Annotated in this window: 16 protein-coding genes; 3 read left to right on the top strand and 13 right to left on the bottom strand. The window is 66.6% G+C overall.

The annotated features are described in order from the left end of the window. Positions 1-66: 66 nt before the first annotated feature. Together F573_RS15015 and F573_RS14775 are read right to left on the bottom strand one after the other, a co-directional pair. Positions 67-894, bottom strand: coding sequence for a macro domain-containing protein (locus F573_RS15015; protein ID WP_155986644.1), 828 nt, complete (start codon positions 892-894; stop codon positions 67-69). Next, complete coding sequence (locus tag F573_RS14775; protein WP_081619206.1) at positions 894-1,400, bottom strand: TIR domain-containing protein; 507 nt, start codon at positions 1,398-1,400, stop codon at positions 894-896. Before F573_RS14775 ends, F573_RS15015 begins: the two co-directional genes overlap by 1 nt. A 993-nt stretch (positions 1,401-2,393) precedes the next feature. Here F573_RS14775 and F573_RS0103910 point away from each other — a divergent pair. Together F573_RS0103910 and F573_RS0103905 are read left to right on the top strand one after the other, a co-directional pair. Next, positions 2,394-2,807, top strand: coding sequence for a (deoxy)nucleoside triphosphate pyrophosphohydrolase (locus F573_RS0103910; protein ID WP_026300792.1), 414 nt, complete (start codon positions 2,394-2,396; stop codon positions 2,805-2,807). Next, positions 2,804-6,004, top strand: a complete 3,201-nt coding sequence (locus tag F573_RS0103905) for a DUF3427 domain-containing protein (protein ID WP_019021521.1) — start codon at positions 2,804-2,806, stop codon at positions 6,002-6,004. The genes F573_RS0103910 and F573_RS0103905 overlap by 4 nt, the downstream gene beginning before the upstream one ends. A gap of 18 nt (positions 6,005-6,022) precedes the next feature. Here the strand turns inward: F573_RS0103905 and purU are convergent, their stop codons facing one another. From purU to F573_RS0103860, 9 genes are all read right to left on the bottom strand, one after another. Next, positions 6,023-6,889, bottom strand: coding sequence for a formyltetrahydrofolate deformylase (gene purU, locus F573_RS0103900; RefSeq protein WP_019021520.1), 867 nt, complete (start codon positions 6,887-6,889; stop codon positions 6,023-6,025). 179 nt (positions 6,890-7,068) lie between these two features. Next, positions 7,069-7,434: a nucleotidyltransferase family protein gene (locus F573_RS0103895; RefSeq protein WP_018868987.1), complete on the bottom strand. Its 366-nt coding sequence runs from the start codon at positions 7,432-7,434 to the stop codon at positions 7,069-7,071. A gap of 78 nt (positions 7,435-7,512) precedes the next feature. Next, positions 7,513-8,460: a 4-hydroxy-3-methylbut-2-enyl diphosphate reductase gene (ispH, locus tag F573_RS0103890; protein ID WP_019021519.1), complete on the bottom strand. Its 948-nt coding sequence runs from the start codon at positions 8,458-8,460 to the stop codon at positions 7,513-7,515. A gap of 19 nt (positions 8,461-8,479) precedes the next feature. Further along, the gene (locus tag F573_RS0103885; protein ID WP_019021518.1) at positions 8,480-8,917 is read right to left on the bottom strand and encodes a peptidylprolyl isomerase; all 438 of its coding nucleotides are present in this window, start codon (positions 8,915-8,917) and stop codon (positions 8,480-8,482) included. Positions 8,918-8,951: 34 nt separating this feature from the next. Further along, the gene (gene lspA / locus F573_RS0103880) at positions 8,952-9,449 is read right to left on the bottom strand and encodes a signal peptidase II (protein WP_019021517.1); all 498 of its coding nucleotides are present in this window, start codon (positions 9,447-9,449) and stop codon (positions 8,952-8,954) included. Next, the gene (ileS, locus tag F573_RS0103875; protein WP_019021516.1) at positions 9,446-12,289 is read right to left on the bottom strand and encodes an isoleucine--tRNA ligase; all 2,844 of its coding nucleotides are present in this window, start codon (positions 12,287-12,289) and stop codon (positions 9,446-9,448) included. The genes lspA and ileS overlap by 4 nt, the downstream gene beginning before the upstream one ends. Positions 12,290-12,359: 70 nt before the next feature. Then, a complete protein-coding gene (gene ribF, locus F573_RS0103870; RefSeq protein ID WP_019021515.1) occupies positions 12,360-13,349 on the bottom strand; it encodes a bifunctional riboflavin kinase/FAD synthetase in 990 nt (329 codons plus the stop codon). Between the two features lie 51 nt (positions 13,350-13,400). Then, on the bottom strand, positions 13,401-14,960 hold the full coding sequence (murJ, locus tag F573_RS0103865; RefSeq protein ID WP_026300791.1) for a murein biosynthesis integral membrane protein MurJ: 1,560 nt from the start codon (positions 14,958-14,960) through the stop codon (positions 13,401-13,403). A 119-nt stretch (positions 14,961-15,079) separates the two neighbouring features. After that, positions 15,080-15,610: a DsrE family protein gene (locus F573_RS0103860; protein WP_018868980.1), complete on the bottom strand. Its 531-nt coding sequence runs from the start codon at positions 15,608-15,610 to the stop codon at positions 15,080-15,082. Positions 15,611-15,804: 194 nt separating this feature from the next. Here F573_RS0103860 and rpsT point away from each other — a divergent pair, with 194 nt between their 5' ends. Next, a complete protein-coding gene (gene rpsT, locus F573_RS0103855; protein ID WP_026279417.1) occupies positions 15,805-16,071 on the top strand; it encodes a 30S ribosomal protein S20 in 267 nt (88 codons plus the stop codon). Positions 16,072-16,174: 103 nt separating this feature from the next. On the opposite strand, the gene proB is transcribed toward rpsT, so the two are convergent. Then, positions 16,175-17,293 (bottom strand): glutamate 5-kinase, encoded by a 1,119-nt coding sequence (proB, locus tag F573_RS0103850; RefSeq protein ID WP_018947182.1) that lies wholly within the window; start codon positions 17,291-17,293, stop codon positions 16,175-16,177. Beyond that, a complete protein-coding gene (cgtA, locus tag F573_RS0103845; RefSeq protein ID WP_019021513.1) occupies positions 17,290-18,339 on the bottom strand; it encodes an Obg family GTPase CgtA in 1,050 nt (349 codons plus the stop codon). The genes proB and cgtA overlap by 4 nt, the downstream gene beginning before the upstream one ends. Positions 18,340-18,393 lie beyond the last annotated feature (54 nt).

The following is an 18,393-nucleotide window of genomic DNA, read 5'->3' as shown; positions in this document are numbered from 1 at the left end:
CTTCCTCTATAACGCCTGCCATCAGCCGCGCGAGGTACGAGCGTCGGTTGCATGGCTTTGTTGGATTTATCCTTCACCAGTACCCAAACGGGTTTGAGCTGGGGCCGGTGTTGTATACTCACAGCTATGTGCGATAAACTTCTGCACTCTTTCGATATCAATCTTGTACTGTTTAACATCCTTCGGATGAATTACGATGCGCATCCGGTCGCAGAAATTACTTTCGGTCAGCGCTGCAAGAAACGAGAGCACAATTTCGCGAATAAGCTCCTCTCTTGACGCCGTAATGCGTGAGTAACCCGAACCAAGCACGGGGACATTGACAGTACCCTTATCCGCACTCTCGGCCAAGTACGACCATAGTCCACCCAACGCCTCTCGGAGGTTCTCGATGGTGCCTTGGGCCACGCCCGCATTGTTCATTTCCGCGATTGCGCAAAAATAGGCTGTCCGCTCCGTTCCATGAACCGTGACGGTAGCACCAAAGTCTGTGGGAAACGCCCGTACTTGCGCGTTGATTTGCTGGTTCACGGACTTCATATCTTTGCAGTACTTAGCGGTAAATAGTCCCTGAACACTGTTTGGTGCGATAACCGCAGGATTGATTTCAAATCGAGTATTTGAGCCTATGACAACTGCACCGGACTCTTTAAAGATATCGCCAATGACCAACTCAATGGCGATGTCCCTGCCGCTTACCAAGAATTCGATACGCTTCCGCGGCCAAAGCTGATAGGCAATTAACCCTATGGCTACGAGAAGGAATACCCACCAAAAGGAACGGATAGTATCCGCATGATCAGGACCCCCGAAAAACCGAACTAGCTCGATCAGAAGCCATAGGGCCCCAAGGACGCTCAGCGTGGTCGATATGACAGTTTTTAAGAGGTTCATCACTGCAGACCAAGCCTCTGATAGACGCTGTTCTTGTAATAGTAGGGGCCCGACTCGTTATTCCTTCTATGCTCACGATGGCTATCTGGCCAATTATCTAGTGCGTATTGAACGATTGACTGTTTGAATGGCACGTGCATCGCAAGTGCGTCGCGAAGTAACGGTGGGCAACGACTTTCATCCATGGCCTTTTTATTGTTTAGGTTTACCACAATGATTGGCAAATCCAGACGAATGGCTTGTTCAATCTCCCACTTCACGAACTTACGCAGGTAGCGCGTCCCCTCCCCGACAAGAAGCACAAAAGCCTTGGAGTTCTGAAATCTCTTCCGCAGATTGGCCTTTATGGATTGTTCCTGGCTCGTATCCCTTGATGTATTAAGGTCATGCGCATCATGAAAATTGAAGGTATCATTATCTCGGTCACGCCACGCCTTCATGAGGTAGTAATACCGAATATCTCTGTCGGCATCGAATGCAACGTAGGTCTTGTTCCGATACGCCATACTCTATTCCTTTCGATCAATCCAACGTAGAACTAAGCTGCTGGGTGGAGCGAAGCGTAACCCAGTCAGCTTGAGTGACGTGTTAGAGCTATCCGTACGCAATTTGTTTAAGTGCCGGGCTGGTTCCGGTCTTCGTTACGCCACACTCCGTGCTTGCATATGCGCATTTTATGGGACGTTCGGCACTTCCATCTGGCTTGTGGCCGTATACCGTCACTGACGCGCGCGACTCCAGGCGGCGGGGCCACCCTCCATTGTCAATTAGAACCGGCTGCGTATATGCACCTCGACTGTTTGTCCCATGGTAGAAGACCCCAACATCACAGACGGTTACCGGAAACGCGCTCAGGTTCGTCACCTCGATGCAAAAGTTCAAATTCTCGTTGACATTGCCTACCGGTATCGCATGAGCAGGACGCACTCGCAGCTTTACACGAGATCGATCGAGCATATGCCAAGTATTTATTATGCCTAGAACGGCACCGAGTGCCGCAATAGCCATTGTTACTGCCTGTACGAGTGTTACGTTTTCCATAAATAGCTCTAACAGTAGATTAGACAGAATCTGTCATATTGGTGATATACAGATTCTGCATAACATCTCGGCGTTCTCCTCTCGGTGGCACACCGCCACAGCTAAACCATGCTTTTATCATGGTAGTGTGCGTCGCGTCGAGTGGCATGGCGCCTCACGCGCTGGGACGAGAACTTTGCGGCGCTTGTTCAAAGACTTACAGCGGCTCACTAGCCCAAGATAGGGGAGACGGAGGGGCCGACCTTAAAGGCTTGCGGGTGAGCTGATTCGGGGCAAGACGTGGAAGGGGCTGCTCGGGCGTAACAGAGCGCGGTGCTATACAGAATCGGGATATCACCGTTACCCGGTGTGGCGTGACGGGAGGAGCGACCACGTGGGGCCCGGGAATCGGGCTTCCGGCGAGAGCCGTGGCGGCGTTCCCTGGTACGATCCGGCCAGAGGTTAACGGAGAGCCGGTGCTGGAAACGCTCATAGAAGCGAATCAGGCGGTGGTGGTCTGCGGCATTCTGGAGGACGCGCAGGGGCGGATCTTTCTGGCGCGTCGTGGGGCCGATCAGGCGCTGGCGGGGTATTGGGAATTTCCCGGTGGCAAGGCGGAACCGGGTGAGAGCCTGGAGGCCGCGTTGTGCCGCGAATTTCGCGAGGAGCTGGCGCTGGAGCTGCGGGTGGGGGAAGAGATAGGGCGCACGCCGATTCCGGGTAATGGGGGCCTTGAGTTGGTGGCGCTGCGGGCGTGGACGGACGACGAGAGCCCGGTTCTGACGGTGCACGATCGCTGGTGCTGGGTGTCGCCGGCGGAGGCGCGCGGACTCGAACTCGCACCTGCGGACATCCCGTTGCTCGAAACCTTTCTTTCGGGACGTTCCGCATGAGCCGGGAAAACGCTGCCAAGTCCCTGCCCGGGGGTGAATGGGTCGGCCTGCATGAACGGCTGGACACGCCGCGGGTGCGGCAGGCGCTGGAGGCCCTGGGGCTGGAGGACCATGCCCGCTGGAGCCAGGGGCTGGAAGGCGACGATCTGGCGATGAAGCTAGCCGCCGAACTGGCCCAACGGCTCGCGGAGCGCGCGGGGGAACTGCGCGAGAAGGGGCATGAGGACTGGACGCAGGCGGTGCAGATCCTGGCGGATGCGCTCGCGGCGGCCGGGCATCCGCTGTCGGGCATTGAGGAGGACCTGCCCCAGCCGCCGTTTCGGCAGTTGTTGGAGGTGCGCGCTCCGGCTGCCGATCAGGTGGGGCAGCAGGAGACACCGCGGCCGGATATACCGTTGGCCCTGTCCAGCCTGCTCACGGGGTCCGATCGCACACCCAGCCTGGTCACGCAGATCGAGAAGGAGCTGGCGAGCGCGGAGCGGGCCGACTGGCTGGTGTCGTTCATCAAATGGAGCGGGATTCGCGCCCTGCGCGAGACGCTCAAGCGCTTTACCGAGACCCCGACGGCCGATGGCTCGCCCAGGCTGCGGATCGCGACGACCTCGTACCTCGGGGCCACGGATCTGAAGGCGATCGAGTTTCTGCTGGGCCTGCCGAACACCGAGATTCGGATCTCGTACGACACGCATCGCACGCGCCTGCACGCCAAGGCCTACCTGTTCCATCGGGGCACGGGGTTTGGCAGTGCCTACATCGGCTCGGCGAATGTCTCGCGCGTGGCGATGGATGAGGGGCTGGAGTGGACGGCCAAGGTCAGCGAGTACGAGCTGCCGCACATGTGGCGCCAGATCGAGGCCTCGTTCGAGGCGCACTGGGCAGACCCGGCGGAGTTTGAACCGCTCACCACGGATGACCTCCCTCGCCTGCAACAGGCGCTGGAGTCGGAATCCAGCTCGGGGCCAGCAGCGCAGAAAGACGCCACTGCGTTCTTCGACCTGCGGCCGTATGCCTTCCAGCAGGAGATCCTGGAGGACATCGAGCGCGAGCGCCGTTCGGGGATCGACCGCCATCTGGTGATCGCCGCCACCGGGACCGGCAAGACCATGGTCGCAGCGTTCGACTATCGCCGGTTTGCGCGCGAGCAGGCGGACAAGGGGCGCCCGTCGTTGCTGTTCATCGCCCACCGCGAGGAGATCCTGCGGCAGGCGATGGCCAGCTTCCGTCAGGTGCTGCAGGACAACGAATTTGGCGACGTGCTGGTGGGCGGGGCGCGCCCGAGTCAGGACCGCCATCTGTTCTGCACGGTGGCGAGTTGGAATGCGCGGGACCTCGATCGCCTCGACCCGGCGCATTTCGATTACGTGGTACTGGATGAGGCGCACCACAGTAGCGCCGGGAGCTACCAACGCATCCTGGACCATGTTCGACCCAAGTGCCTGCTGGGCCTGACGGCGACCCCGGAGCGCACGGATGCCGACGATATCCGCCAGCACTTCGGCCAGCGTTACACCCACGAGATCCGTCTGCCGGATGCGATCGAGCGTCGCCTGCTGGTGCCGTTCCATTACTTCGGCGTGGCCGACCATGAGTCCGTGGACCTCAGCCGGGTGAGCTGGCAGCGCGGGGCCTATGACGCCCAAGAACTGGAAGGGGTGTTCACCGGCAACCGGGCGCGCGCCGACTGGGTGTTGCGGCAGGCCCATGAACACGCGACCGACCTGGGCTCGGTTCGGGGCCTGGGGTTCTGCATCAGCCGCGCCCATGCGCGGTTCATGGCGGAGCATTTTTCGGCCAGGCAGGTGCCCAGCGCGGTGCTGACCGGCGAGAGCCCGGACCACGAGCGCGAATCGGTACAGCGCGACCTGCGCGAGGGGCGCATCCGCTTCATCTTTACCGTGGACCTCTACAACGAGGGCGTGGACCTGCCGGAGGTGGACACCCTGTTGCTGCTGCGCCCGACCGAGAGCCTGACGGTCTACCTGCAGCAGCTCGGGCGCGGGCTGCGGCTGCATGAAGACAAGCCGCACCTCACGGTGCTGGATTTTGTCGCGCCGCAGGATCGGCGCTTTCGCTACGCCGCCCGGTTCCGGGCGCTCAGCGCGCGGCCGGAGAAGCGGGTGGATCACCAGATCCAGGAGGGCTTCCCCTGGCTGCCCAGTGGCTGCCTGATCCATCTCGACCGGTTGGCCACCCAGCGGGTCCTCGACAACATCCGCGCGCAGATCAACCGCCAGCGCCCGCAGATCGTGCGCGAGCTGAAGGGCTGTTTCCAGGAGGACATCGACTCGGCCAGCCTGCCCAAGATGCTGGACTGCCTGCATATGGACGATGCCGAAGACCTGCTGCGCAAGGACCTGCCCTCACGGCTGCGCGCGGACTGTGGAGGGGAGTCGACCGAGGCACTGAAACCGTATGCCAACGGCCTCAAGCGTGGGCTGCAGCGCCTGGTCCGCTGTGATGACCAGCAGTTGCTGGAAACCCTGCAAAGCCATCTGGAGGAATCCACGGCGAACGTGGATCAGCTCAGCGAGGAAGAACGGCTGCGGCTGGCCCTCATCCACAGCACGCTATGGGGCAAGACGCGCCCGGGGAACGGCGACCTCTCGTCGGTGGACCGCTTCGTCCGCGAACAACGCCCGCTGTATCGGGACCTTCAGGAGGTCGCCGAATGGCGGCGCGAGCGCATGGTGCCGGCCAGCGGCATCACTTTCCCGGAGCAGACGGGGCCGCTGGAACTGCATGCGTCCTACACCCGCGAACAGATCCTGCTGGCGCTGGGCCTCGGGAGCCTGGAGAAGCCGATTACTCAGCAGGAGGGTGTGCGGCATGTGCCGGAACGGCGAGTGGATGCGCTGTTCGTGACCCTGGAGAAATCCGAGCAGGAGTTCTCCCCCACCACCATGTACGAGGACTACGCCCTCAACGAGCGGCGGTTCCACTGGCAGTCCCAGTCCGGCACCTCACCCACGTCCGAGACCGGAAAACGCTACATCCACCACGAACAGCTCGGCTACACCCCCATGCTGTTCATCCGCCCGGCCAAGCGCGACGCCACCGGCCTGAGCCAGCCGTTCACCTTCTGCGGCCCGGTGCGCTACCAGCGCCATGAAGGCAGCAAGCCGATGAGCATCATCTGGGAACTGGATTACGAACTGCCCGCCCGACTCCTGCACCTCGCCCGCCGCACGGTCCTGTAAGCGCTCAGCGCTCAGCGCTCAGTCAAAGACGACGGTCTTGTTGCCGTGGGTGAGCACGCGGCCTTCGAGGTGGTAGCGCAGGCCGCGGGCGAGGACCCAGCGTTCCACGTCGCGGCCCTTGCGGATCATGTCCTGCACGCTGTCGTCGTGGCGTACGCGGGTCACGTCCTGTTCGATGATGGGGCCGGCGTCCAGTTCTTCGGTCACGTAGTGGCTGGTGGCGCCGATCAGCTTGACGCCGCGGGTGTGCGCCTGGTGGTAGGGGCGCGCGCCGGAGAACGAGGGCAGGAAGCTGTGGTGGATGTTGATGATGCGCTGCGGGTAGCGCTCGCACATCCACGGCGGGAGGATCTGCATGTAGCGGGCGAGGACCACGGTGTCGGGCTGCAGGTCGTCGAGGCGTTCCTGCAGCCGGGCGAAGGCGGTCGCACGGTCGTCGCGCGGGACGGGGATGTGCTCGAACGGGATGCCGTAGCAGCGCGCCAGGGGTTCGTGGTCGGTGTGGTTGGAGAGGATGGCGGGGATGTCCATGGGCAGCTCGCCGGCGTGCCAGCGGGCGAGCAGGTCGCTGAGGCAGTGGCCTTCGCGGCTGACCATGAGCACTACGCGCTGGCGGCTGCACGAGTCGGCCAGGACCCAGTCCATGCGCATGTCTTCGCCCAGATGCAGCAGGCGGTCGCGCAGTTCGCCCTCGCGCGCGGGGTCGAGGGCGAAGACCCAGCGCATGAAGAACCAGCCGGCCTCGGCGTCGGTGTGCTGGGCGGCTTCGGTGATCCAGCCGTCGGTGCCGGCAATGGCCTCGGCCACCCGGGCCACGATGCCGTGCTGGTCGGGGCAGACGATGCTGAGGCGGAAGTCGTGGCGCGCGGGCGTGGTTTCGGTCATGGTCGAGATATTCCGGGGAGATTGAAGCGGTCAGGGTACACCGGGGCGCCCGGGAGACCGATACCCGGCAGGAATGACTACGGGCTCGACCGGACGCGCTCCCCGGCCCAGCTGGCAAAGGCGGAATACACCTCCAGGGCGTCGGGCACGGCATCGGTATCAGGAGGCATCCGTGCCCTCTACCGTAGTTGCTGGAAGAGTACGGAGTCGGCGTGCAGGAAGAAGGCCCGGTCCTGCTCGGCGTGGAAGCGCCCGGCCTGTGCTTCGTACAGGCAGACGCCATCCCGGAAGACCTCGAACCGGGTCAGCGGGGAAGTACCCTCGCTCAGGACCAGCAGATCAACCGGGCAAGGCTCCAGGATCTCTTCCAGTTGCCGTTGCCAGCGACCCTGGGTCATCAGGCCCGGCATCTCCGCCGGCTGAACGGCAAGGTCGATGTCCCGGCCGGTGCCGTCCCGCGCCGTGGAGCCGAACAGGACAAGCAGCTCCCAGCCATGCTCTCTGGCGAGGCGCTCGAGCTGCGAAGTTTGTTCGGGAGAAAGCATGGGGCACCGCGGCAGCGAATCCGAAAGGGTCCAGATTAGGACAACTCCAGTTCGCGGCCAAGGCCGCTCCTACCGGGGTCAGGCGGTGTCGCGCAGGCCGGGGGGGATGGAGAAGGTGATGGTCTCTTCCTGGCCGGCGACTTCGCTGACCTCGTTCACGCCGCGCTCGCGCAGGTAGTCGATGACTTCCTGCACCAGCAGTTCGGGGGCGGAGGCGCCGGCGGTCACGGCGATGCGGTCGCGGCCTTCGAGCCAGGCGGGGTCGATGTCGGCGGCACCGTCCACCAGATACGACGGCACGCCGGCGCGCGCGCCGATCTCGGCGAGGCGGTTGGAGTTGGAGCTGTTCTTCGAGCCGACCACCAGCAGCAGGTCGCAGTCGTCGGTGAGGGTCTTCACCGCGTCCTGACGGTTCTGCGTGGCGTAGCAGATGTCCATCTTGCGCGGCCCCTCGATGTTGGGGAAGCGCGCGGTGAGGGCATCGATGATGTCGGCGGTGTCGTCCATCGACAGCGTGGTCTGGGAGACGAACGCCAGCCGGTCGGGCTCGCTCACTTCCAGGCGTTCCACGTCTTCCACGGTTTCCACCAGCATCATGCGCCCGCCGTTCGAGGTGTCGAACTGGCCCAGGGTGCCCTCCACCTCGGGGTGGCCGGCATGCCCGATGAGGACGACTTCGCGCCCCTCGCGGGCGTGCTTCGACACCTCGAGGTGGACCTTGGTGACCAGCGGACAGGTGGCGTCGAACACGGTCAGGCCGCGTTGCTCGGCCTCTTCCTGCACGCGGCGCGGCACGCCGTGCGCGGAGAAGATGACCACGTTGCCGTCCGGGACCTCGTCCAGTTCCTCCACGAACACCACGCCGGCGTCTTCCAGCCGCCCGACCACGTGGCGGTTGTGCACCACCTCGTGGCGCACGTACAGCGGGGCGCCATGGATCTCCAGGGCGCGCTCCACGGTCTCGATGGCGCGTTCGACGCCGGCGCAGAAGCCGCGGGGGTTGGCAAGCTGGACCTGCATGTTCATGGCCGGTTCTCCTCGCGGATCACTCGTCCGCCGGGTGCACTTCCAGGATCTCCACCTCGAAGGTGAAGTTCTTGCCCGCCAGCGGGTGGTTGAAGTCCACGGTAACGGTCTCCTCGCTCAATTCGCTGATGCGGCCGGGCACGGCCTCGGCCGAAGGACTGGTGAACTCGTAGATCTGACCCTCTGCCAGCTCCGCGTCGGGCGGGAACTGGTTGCGGGGCACCGACTGGAAGGCCTCTTTCTCGGGCCAAGGAAACATGGTCCCGGCCTCGATCGCAAATTCCCGCTGATCGCCCGGCTGCAGGCCGATCAGCAGGTCTTCCAGCCCGGGCAGGATCTCGCCGGCGCCGACCTCCAGCTCGGTCGGTTCCTCGCCGGTGGAATCCACCACCAGGCCGTTTTCCAGCACCAGCCGGTAGTGCATGCGTACGCGCTTTTCTTTTACTACGGTCGTCATCTTTGCTCCAGTTCGCTTGCGGGCGTGGGGCGGTTCAGTCGCGGCGGGTGGCCTCGCCTTCGGTGAAGGCGGCCACGATCAGCAGCACCGCGCCCACGGTGATCGCCATGTCGGCGACGTTGAATGCGGGCCAGTGATGCCCGGCCCAGTGGAAGTCGAGAAAATCCACCACCTTGCCGATGCGCAGGCGGTCCACCAGGTTGCCGATGGCCCCGCCCACGATCAGCCCCAGCGAGGCGATGGTCAGCCAGGCATCGCGCGGCAGGCGAGCCAGCCACACGGTGATCAGCACCCCGGCGGCGATCGCGATCCCGGACAGCAGCCAGCGGCCCCAGTCGCCGGCGTCCGCCAGCAGGCTGAAGGCCGCCCCCGGGTTGTACAGCAGGGTGAAGTTGAAGAACGGGGCCACTTCCACCGAGGCGAACTGGGTGAGCGCGCGCTCGGCCCAGAACTTGGTGATCTGGTCGAGGACCAGCACCACCGCGGCCAGGGCGAGCCCCGGCGCCAGTCCGGAATGCCCCGGCAGCCTCACGCGAACCGCCGGGTCTCGCCCGGCCCCTCCACGTTGGTCACGCAGCGCCCGCACAGCTCGGGATGCGCCGGGTTCTCGCCCACGTCGGGACGCAGGTGCCAGCAGCGCACGCACTTGGCGTGTTCACTGCGGTGCACCACCACGCCGATCGCAGTGCCGTCCTCCAGGGTCGCGGCATGCGCCTCGGCCGGGGCGGGCTCGCTACTCAGGCGCACCTCCGAGGTAATGAACACGAAGCGCAGTTCGTCACCCAGGCGCTCCAGCGGGCCGCGCACCGGAGCATCGGCGGGTACGTGCAGGTCGATCTCGGCGGTCAGCGAGGCACCGATGCGCTGCTCGTTGCGGGCGGTCTCCAGCGCGCGCGCGGCGTGTGTGCGCATCTCGAGGATGCGGTCCCAGTCGGTGTTACTGAACGCGGCGTCGTCCGGCAGCGGGGCCAGGCCCTCGTACCAGGTGGCGAACAGCACCGAGTCGGCGCGCTCGCCCGGCAGCAGCTCCCAGATCTCCTCGGCGGTGAAGGTCAGGATCGGCGCGATCCACCGGGTCAGGGCCTCGGCCACGTGGTACAGCGCGGTCTGCGCGGAACGCCGCGCGTGCGAATCGCCCGGGGTGGTGTACTGGCGGTCCTTGATCACGTCGAGGTAGAAGCTGCCCAGCTCCACCGAGCAGAAATTGTGCACCCTCTGGTAGATCGGGTGGAACAGGAACTCGTCGTACGAGCGGGTGACCTGCTCCTGCACCTGCAGCGCGCGCGCCACGATCCAGCGGTCCAGCGGCAGCAGCTCGTCCAGCGGCACCGCGTGCTGCTGCGGATCGAAGCCGCTGAGGTTGCCGAGCAGGAAGCGCATGGTGTTGCGGATGCGCCGGTAGGCGTCGGCGGTGCGCTCGAGGATGTTGTCGGAGATCGCCATCTCGCCGGCGAAGTCGGTCGCGGCCACCCACAGGCGCAGGATGTCCGCCCCCAGGGTGGAGACGACTTCCTGCGGCGCGACGACATTGCCGCGCGACTTCGACATCTTCTCGCCGTTCTCGTCCACGGTGAAGCCGTGGGTCAGCACCCCGCGGTAGGGCGCCTCGCCGCGCATGGCCACGCTGGTCAGCAGGCTGGACTGGAACCAGCCACGGTGCTGGTCGGAACCCTCGAGGAACAGATCCGCCGGCAGGCCACCCAGCTCGGGGCGCTTCTCCACCACCGTGCTGTGCAGCACGCCGGAATCGAACCACACGTCCAGGGTATCGGTGAGCTTGACGTAGTCGGCGGCTTCCTCGCCGAGGAATTCTTCGGGGTCCAGGCTGAACCAGGCCTCGATGCCCTGCTCCTCGATGCGCCGGGCGACCCGCTCGGTGAGCTCCGGGGTGCGCGGGTGCACGCGCCCGGTTTTGCGGTTGAGGAAGAACGGGATGGGCACGCCCCAGTGGCGCTGACGCGAGATGCACCAGTCGGGCCGGTTGGCCACCATGCCGCGGATGCGCGCCTCGCCCCAGTCGGGCATCCAGCGCGTCGCGCCGATCGCACGCAGGGCATCGGCACGCAGTTCCGCGCGGTCCATGCTGATGAACCACTGCGGCGTGGCGCGGAAGATGATGGGGGTCTTGTGCCGCCAGCAGTGGGGGTAGCTGTGGTGCAGCTTGCGCGCCACGATCAGCGCGGCCTTCTCGTGCAGCACGTCGATCACGTGGCCGTTGGCCTGGTGCACGTTCTGCCCGGCGAAATACGGCGTGCCCTCCACGAACACCCCGTCGGGGCCCACCGGGTTGTCCACCGGCAGGTTGTACTGCAGGCCCACGGCGTAGTCATCCTGACCGTGGCCGGGGGCGGTATGCACGCAGCCGGTACCGGCCTCGGTGGTCACATGGTCGCCGAGGATCAGCGGCACTTCGCGCTCCAGGAACGGGTGCTGCAACATCAGGCCTTCCAGCGCGGCACCCTTCACCCGTGCCAGCACACGGCCTTCGCCCAGATCGTAGCGACCCAGGCAGTCCTCCAGCAGTTCTTCCGCCAGCAGCAGGCGCTCGTGTTCCAGCTCCACCAGCGCGTAATCCAGCTCCGGATGCACGGCCACCGCCTGGTTGGCCGGCAGGGTCCACGGCGTGGTGGTCCAGATCACCACGCTCACCGGGCCGTCGGCATCCGCACCGGAGAAACGCCGCACCAGATCCACGTCGTCCACCACGCGGAAGCGCACGTCGATCGCCTGCGAGATCTTGTCCTCGTACTCCACCTCGGCCTCGGCCAGCGCGGAGCCGCAGTCCACGCACCAGTGCACCGGCTTCTCGCCCATCTGCACGTGGCCGCGCTCGTAGATGCGCGCCAGCGCGCGCACGGTGTCCGCCTCGACCTGGTAGTCCATGGTCAGGTACGGGTGGTCCCAGTCACCCAGCACGCCCAGGCGCTGGAAGTCGGCCGACTGGCCGGCCACCTGTTCCGCGGCGTAGGCACGGCAGGCCTCGCGGAACTCGGCGGCGTCCACCTCGTGGCCGGGCTTGCCGATGTTGTGCTCCACCTGCAGCTCGATCGGCAGGCCGTGGCAGTCCCAGCCGGGCACGTACGGGGCATCGAAACCCGCCAGCGTGCGGCTCTTGACGATGATGTCCTTGAGGATCTTGTTGACCGCGTGCCCCACGTGGATGGAGCCGTTGGCGTACGGCGGGCCGTCGGCCAGCACGAAGCGCGGCCGTCCGGCGCAGTGCTCGCGCAAGCGGCGGTAACGATCCTCCGCGCGCCACTGCTCCAGCCATTCCGGCTCGCGCTTTGCCAGGTTCGCCCGCATGGGGAACGCGGTCTGCGGCAGGTTGAGCGTATCCTTGTAGGGATTCGGCGGTGCCTGTTTCTTGGCCATGGCTCTTCCGGATGGGCCCCGCGGGGCCGGTTGCTGTGGAGTTGGAGGAATTCGGCGATCTGGACCGGTGTCAGCAGACGGTACGGGGCACGCGGCCCGGTTCGTCGCCCGCCAGGCATTCGCGCGCCGTGTCGGCGTCCCGCGCGATCTGCGCCTTGAGGGCATCCAGCCCGTCGAAGCGCTGTTCGCCGCGAACCAGCGCGCGCGGTTCGAACGCCACGCGCGCGCCGTAGAGTTCGGGGGCGGCGTCCAGCACATGGATCTCCAGGCGCTGTTCGGTGCCCTGCACCGTGGGCCGCCAGCCGATGTTCGCCACCGCGGCCAGTGGCTCACCGCCCGCGCCGTGCAGCCAGCCGGCATACACCCCGCGCAGCGCCAGCGGCCAGCGCCCGAGGCGCACGTTGGCCGTGGGGAAACCGATGGTGCGCCCCAGGCGGTCGCCATGCGCCACCCGCCCGTGCAGCCGGTACGGCCGTCCCAGCAGCCGCGCCACCTCGTCGAAGCCGCCCTCGCGCGCGGCGGCGCGCACCCGGGTGCTGCTGATGCGCCCGTCGGCATCGCTGACCGTGGGCGTGGACTCCACGCTGAAGCCCAGCCGCTCCCCTTCGGCGCGCATCAGCGCACTGTCGCCCTCGCGCCCGCGGCCGAAGCGGAAATCATCGCCCACCAGCACATGGCGCGCGCCCAGCCGCCGGTACAGGACCTCCTCGAGGAAGTCGCGCGCCGGCAGCCCCGCCAGGCGGGCATCGAAGCGCAGCACCCAGGCGGCGTCCAGTCCGCGGCCGTCCAGCGCCACCAGACGGTCGCGCAGGCGCTGCAGCCGGCCGGGCGGCGTGGGCGCTCCGGCGTGCTCGGCGAAATATTCGCGCGGCAGCGGTTCGAAGGTCATCAGCACCGACGGCGCCGCATGCTCGCGCGCGGCCGCCAGCAGGCGGTCCACCACCGCCTGATGCCCGCAGTGCAGACCGTCGAAGTTGCCGATGGTCACCACGGCGCCACGCACCGCGGCCAGCCCGGAATCCGCACCGTCGGACCTGCCCAGCCCTCGAATCAGCCGCATTGCCCCGTATCCAGGAAAAACGGCAAGTATAACCCGGCGTGCCCCGCGAGATCAGGCCTCGCGCAACAGGAAATGCCGCGGACGCAGCCCGGCCAGCCACAGGGTCACCCCGAGACTGGCCACCCCGGCGACGATCAGCCCGGTCAGCGCGGTCCCGCGCTCGGGGATGGACCAGTCCGTCCATGCGTCCAGCGCCGGCGACAGCAACACCAGCACCGCCACCATCACCGCCAGGGCCACGGGCAGCCCGTAGCGCAGGCGCCGCAGGGCCGGCCCCGGCCGGTAGATCCCTTCGCGCACCAGCCCGCGGTACAGCAGCCCGGCGTTGATATAGGCCGAGGCCGAGGTCGCCAGCGCCAGCCCGGCATGCGCACCCGGCACCCCGGACAGATACCACGGCAGCACGAACAGGCCGTTGAGCAGCATGTTCCACAGCATGGCAATGATCGCGATGCGCACCGGGGTCTTCGTGTCCTGGCGGGCGAAGAAGCCCGGCGCGAGCACCTTGATCAGGATGAAGCCCGGGAGCCCCAGCGAATAGGCGGCCAGCGCCAGTGCGGTCATGTGGGTGTCGTGCGGGGTGAACTCCTGATACTGGATCAGCGTCGCGAGGATCGGCACCGCCAGCACCACCAGCCCGGCCATCGCCGGCAGCGCCACCAGCATCGCCGTGCGCAGCGCCCAGTCCAGGGTGCGGCCGAAGGCCTCGGGTCGCTCCTCGTTGAACTGTTTCGCCAGGCGCGGGAGGATCACCGTGCCGATGGCGATGCCGAACAGCGCCAGCGGCAACTCGACGAAGCGATCGCCGAAATACAGCCAGGAGATCGACCCGGCCACCAGGAACGACGCGATCAGGGTGTCCACCAGCAGGTTGATCTGCACCACCGAGGTCCCGAGGATCGCCGGCAGCATCAGCTTGACGATCCGGCGCACCCCCTCGTGCGCCCGGCGGAAACGCGGCCGCGGCAGCAGCCCCGCGCGCCACAGGAACGGGATCTGGAAGGCCAGCTGCAGCGCCCCGGCGATGAACACGCCCCAGGCCAGCGCGACCACCGGCTCGGCAAACAGCGGCGCCAGCCACAGCGCCGCGGCGATCAGCGCGAGGTTGAGAAATACCGGGGTGAAGGCCGGCACCGCGAAGCGCCCGATGCTGTTGAGAATGCCCGCCGCCATCGCGGTCAGCGAGATGAACAGCAGGTACGGGAAGGTGATCCGCAGCATGTCCGCCGCCAGGTCCTGGCGCCCTGACTCCTGCGCCAGCCCGGGGGCGAAGATCCAGATCAGGGCCGGGGCCGCGAGGATGCCCAGCAGCGTAACGACGGCCACCGCGCCCAGCAGCGCCCCGGCGGTATGGTCCAGCAGATCGCGCAGGGCCTCGCGCCCGCGCTTCTCGCGGAATTCGGCGAACACCGGCACGAAGGCCTGGTTGAAGGCCCCCTCGGCGAACAGCCGGCGCAGGAAATTGGGGATGCGGAAGGCGACGAAGAAAGCGTCGGTGGCCGCGCTGGCCCCGAAGGTCACCGCCAGCACCATGTCGCGCAAATAGCCCATGATCCGCGAGATCATGGTCATGCCGCTGACCACAGCGGTGGATCGGAACAGTCGGTTCATGCGGAAGCCGGCACCACACAGACAATGAGCGGACCGGAGTGTAACCGACTCGCCCGGCGCCAGGCCCGGCGACGGCTGCCCCCGGGGAACCGCGGGCAGCCGTCAGGAGGGAGGGAGGATTACTCGATCTTCAGGTAGGCGAAGTCTTCGTCGTTCTGCAGCTCGGTCAGGCGCACCACGCCGGAGGGCACCAGCTCGATATCCACGCCATCCATCAAATCCTCTTCCGGAAGGCCGATGTCACCACGGGTGATGTCGCACAGCTCCAGCTGCACGTCATAGGTATTGGCCAGGGAACGCAGGCGGCTCTGCAGCCGTTCGCGCTCCTCCAGCAGCTCTTCGTCGGCCTCGAACGGGGTGTCCTCGAGGTTGTCCTCGGTGAGGAACCGGATGCCGTGCGAGACGAACACGATCCGCACATCCGCCTCGATGAACTCGCGCTCGTAGTGGGTGACCATGTTGTTGATGCTGGTGAGCATTGCCGAGAAGCGCCGCGGATCGGCGAAATCGGCGTGGTAGGCGACCTTGGCCTCGGGCTCGAAGGCGCGCGCCTGCTGCGGGACCAGGACCAGGCTGGCGGCAAACAGGGCCAGCAGCACCAGCACGAAGCCGGGGACCAGGGCGTTGTTGCGGGCGGCGGGGTATTTCATCTCCATGCTCCTTTCTTGTGTTGTGATGCCTGCAATGTAGACGCACGGGCTCCGGGATTCCATTCCGGGGCGCCCGGGCCCGGTTCGCCTGCAAGCAGGCTCCTACGGCGAAGACGAGCTTGACCCTGACCGGGGTCCCGAGTATGCTTTGTCGCCTTTCAGAGAACCCGGCGAATCACGCGAGGGATAGAGTTTTGGCGAATATTGCTTCTGCCCGTAAACGGGCCCGTCAGTCCATGAAGAACCGCGCCCACAACATGGCGCTGCGGTCGCGTTTCCGTACGTACATGAAGGCGGTCCTCAAGCCGCTGCGTCAGGGAGACGTCGAGGCTGCCCGCGAGGCGTATCGCCAGGCGGTCCCGATCATCGACAAGACCGCGAACAAGGGTCTGATCCACAAGAACAAGGCGGCCCGCCACAAGAGCCGCCTGAACCAGCGGATCCGCGCCCTGCAGGCGTAAGACCCTCGGGCCTGCGGGCCCGGCCGGCAGCCTGAAGACCGAACGGGCCCGCCCCTGTGCACAGGGGCGGGCCCGTTTGCGTGCGCATGTCGTGCGCGTGTCGCTACAGCAGGACCATGTTGTCGCGGTGCACCAGCTCCGGCTCGAACTGATAGCCCAGCTCCGCCTCGATCTGATCGGCGCGCAGACCGCGGATGCGCTCCACCTCGGCCGCCGAGTAGTTGACCAGTCCACGCGCAACCCCGGAGCCATCCGGGGCCACGCAGGTCACCACCTCGCCGCGGCGGAATTCCCCCTCGACCCGCGCCACGCCCACCGCCAGCAGGCTGCGACCGGATTCGCGCAGCACCCGCGCGGCGCCCTCGTCCAGATGCAGCACACCGCGCGAATGCAGCTGGTCGGCGATCCAGCGCTTGCGCGCGGCCAGCGGCTCGCGGTCCGGCTGCAGCCAGGTCCCCACGTCTTCGCCGGCCAGGACCCGCGCCATCACGCGCTCCTCGCGCCCCGAGGCGATCACGGTATGAGTACCGGAACGCGCGGCACGCTCCGCGGCGTACAGCTTGGTGGCCATGCCGCCGCGTCCCAGCCGCCCGAACTCCGGAGCCACGAACTGCTGCAGCGTCACGTCGGAGGCGCGGCCTTCGGCGATCCGCCGGGCCTGCGGGTCACGCCGCGGATCGGCGTCGAACAGGCCCTCCTGATCGGTCAGGATCAGCAACAGATCGGCCACCACCAGGTTGGCGACCAGCGCCGCCAGGGTGTCGTTGTCGCCCAGCCGGATCTCCTCGTAGGCCACGGTGTCGTTCTCGTTGACCACCGGGATGGTGCCGAGGGTCAGCAGGGCCTGCATGGTCGAACGCGCATTCAGGTAGCGCTCGCGGTCGGCCAGGTCGTCATGCGTCAGCAGGACCTGGGCGGCGTGCAGCCCGTGCGCCGCGAATTCCTGCTCGTAGGCCTGCACCAGCCCCATCTGACCGACCGCGGCCGAGGCCTGCAGCTGATGCAGCTGGTGCGGCCGCTCGGTCATGCCCAGGCGATACATGCCCTCGGCCACCGCCCCGCTGGACACCAGGATCACCTCCAGCCCCTGCTCCCGCAGTTCGGCCATCTGCCGGGCCCAGGCCTGCAGAGCCGGGCGGTCGAGGCCGGTGCCATCGGCGGTGATCAGCGCGCTGCCGATCTTCACCACCACGCGCCGCGCCTGCGGCAGGGCGCGGCTCATGCTTCGGCCTCCGGCTCGCCCTCCGCCGGGTCGAGGCGCCGGCGCTCGACTTCGCGCATCACGGCCTGCAGCAGACCGTCCACGCCGTCGCCGGTGGCGGCGGAGATGCGGTACTGGGGTACGTCCCCGCCCGGCACCGCCTGCATGCGCTCGCCCAGCGCATCCAGCGCCTCGGCGTCCAGCAGCTCGCACTTGTTGAGCACCAGCCAGCGCGGACGCGCCGCCAGCTCTTCGCTGTGCCGCTGCAGCTCGGTGAGCGCGGTCTGCATGTCGGTGACCGGGTCCGCCTCGGGATCCGGCGGGGCCACATCCACCAGGTGCAGCAGCAGCTCGGTGCGCCCCAGGTGCTTGAGGAAGCGGGTGCCCAGCCCGGCACCCTCGGCCGCGCCCTCGATCAGCCCGGGTATATCGGCCATCACGAAGCTCTGCTCGGGCCCCACGCTGACCACGCCCAGTTGCGGATAAAGCGTGGTGAACGGGTAATCGGCCACCCGTGGACGCGCGGCCGACGCGCGCGACAGCAGGGTCGACTTGCCGGCATTCGGCAGCCCCAGCAGCCCCACGTCGGCCAGCACCCGCAGCTCCAGCTGCAGGCGCCGCTGCTCGCCCGGCGTGCCCGGCTTGCTCTGGCGCGGGGCCTGGTTGGTGGAGCTCTTGTAGCGGGTGTTGCCGAGGCCGTGGTAGCCGCCCTGGGCGACCAGCAGACGCTGGCCGTCCGCAGTGATGTCGCCCAGCAGCTCGTCGGTCTCCGCATCGCGCACCACGGTGCCCACCGGCACCGCGATCTCGAGGTCTTCGCCGGACGCGCCGGTGCGGTTCTGGCCCATGCCGTTTTTCCCGCGCGGGGCGTCGAAACGCTTCTGGTAGCGGAAGTCGGCCAGGGTGTTCAGGCGCTCGGTCCCGACCAGCCACACCGAACCCCCGTCCCCGCCGTCGCCGCCATCCGGCCCGCCGAAGGGGATGTACTTCTCGCGGCGGAAGCTCACGCAGCCATTACCGCCATCGCCGGCCCTGACCACGATGTTCGCCTCGTCGATGAACTGCATCCTTCGCCTCCGGAGGGGATAGAAACAAAAAAAGCCCCGCAGAACGGGGCTTTA

Source organism: Thioalkalivibrio sp. ALE23 (genome assembly GCF_000378545.1).
GTDB lineage: Bacteria > Pseudomonadota > Gammaproteobacteria > Ectothiorhodospirales > Ectothiorhodospiraceae > Thioalkalivibrio.
Note: the sequence above shows the minus strand (reverse complement) of the source record. Positions and strands in the feature narration are given on the sequence as shown.

Excerpts from the sequence above, each read along its gene's own strand:
- ileS (WP_019021516.1), bottom strand. The coding sequence starts at position 12,289 with ATGGCCAAGAAACAGGCACCGCCGAATCCCTACAAGGATACGCTCAAC.
- F573_RS0103905 (WP_019021521.1), top strand. The coding sequence starts at position 2,804 with ATGAGCCGGGAAAACGCTGCCAAGTCCCTGCCCGGGGGTGAATGGGTC.
- proB (WP_018947182.1), bottom strand. The coding sequence starts at position 17,293 with ATGAGCCGCGCCCTGCCGCAGGCGCGGCGCGTGGTGGTGAAGATCGGC.
- ribF (WP_019021515.1), bottom strand. The coding sequence starts at position 13,349 with ATGCGGCTGATTCGAGGGCTGGGCAGGTCCGACGGTGCGGATTCCGGG.
- F573_RS0103860 (WP_018868980.1), bottom strand. The coding sequence starts at position 15,610 with ATGAAATACCCCGCCGCCCGCAACAACGCCCTGGTCCCCGGCTTCGTG.
- F573_RS0103885 (WP_019021518.1), bottom strand. The coding sequence starts at position 8,917 with ATGACGACCGTAGTAAAAGAAAAGCGCGTACGCATGCACTACCGGCTG.
- F573_RS15015 (WP_155986644.1), bottom strand. The coding sequence starts at position 894 with ATGAACCTCTTAAAAACTGTCATATCGACCACGCTGAGCGTCCTTGGG.
- purU (WP_019021520.1), bottom strand. The coding sequence starts at position 6,889 with ATGACCGAAACCACGCCCGCGCGCCACGACTTCCGCCTCAGCATCGTC.
- cgtA (WP_019021513.1), bottom strand. The coding sequence starts at position 18,339 with ATGCAGTTCATCGACGAGGCGAACATCGTGGTCAGGGCCGGCGATGGC.
- F573_RS14775 (WP_081619206.1), bottom strand. The coding sequence starts at position 1,400 with ATGGCGTATCGGAACAAGACCTACGTTGCATTCGATGCCGACAGAGAT.
- murJ (WP_026300791.1), bottom strand. The coding sequence starts at position 14,960 with ATGAACCGACTGTTCCGATCCACCGCTGTGGTCAGCGGCATGACCATG.
- F573_RS0103895 (WP_018868987.1), bottom strand. The coding sequence starts at position 7,434 with ATGCTTTCTCCCGAACAAACTTCGCAGCTCGAGCGCCTCGCCAGAGAG.
- ispH (WP_019021519.1), bottom strand. The coding sequence starts at position 8,460 with ATGAACATGCAGGTCCAGCTTGCCAACCCCCGCGGCTTCTGCGCCGGC.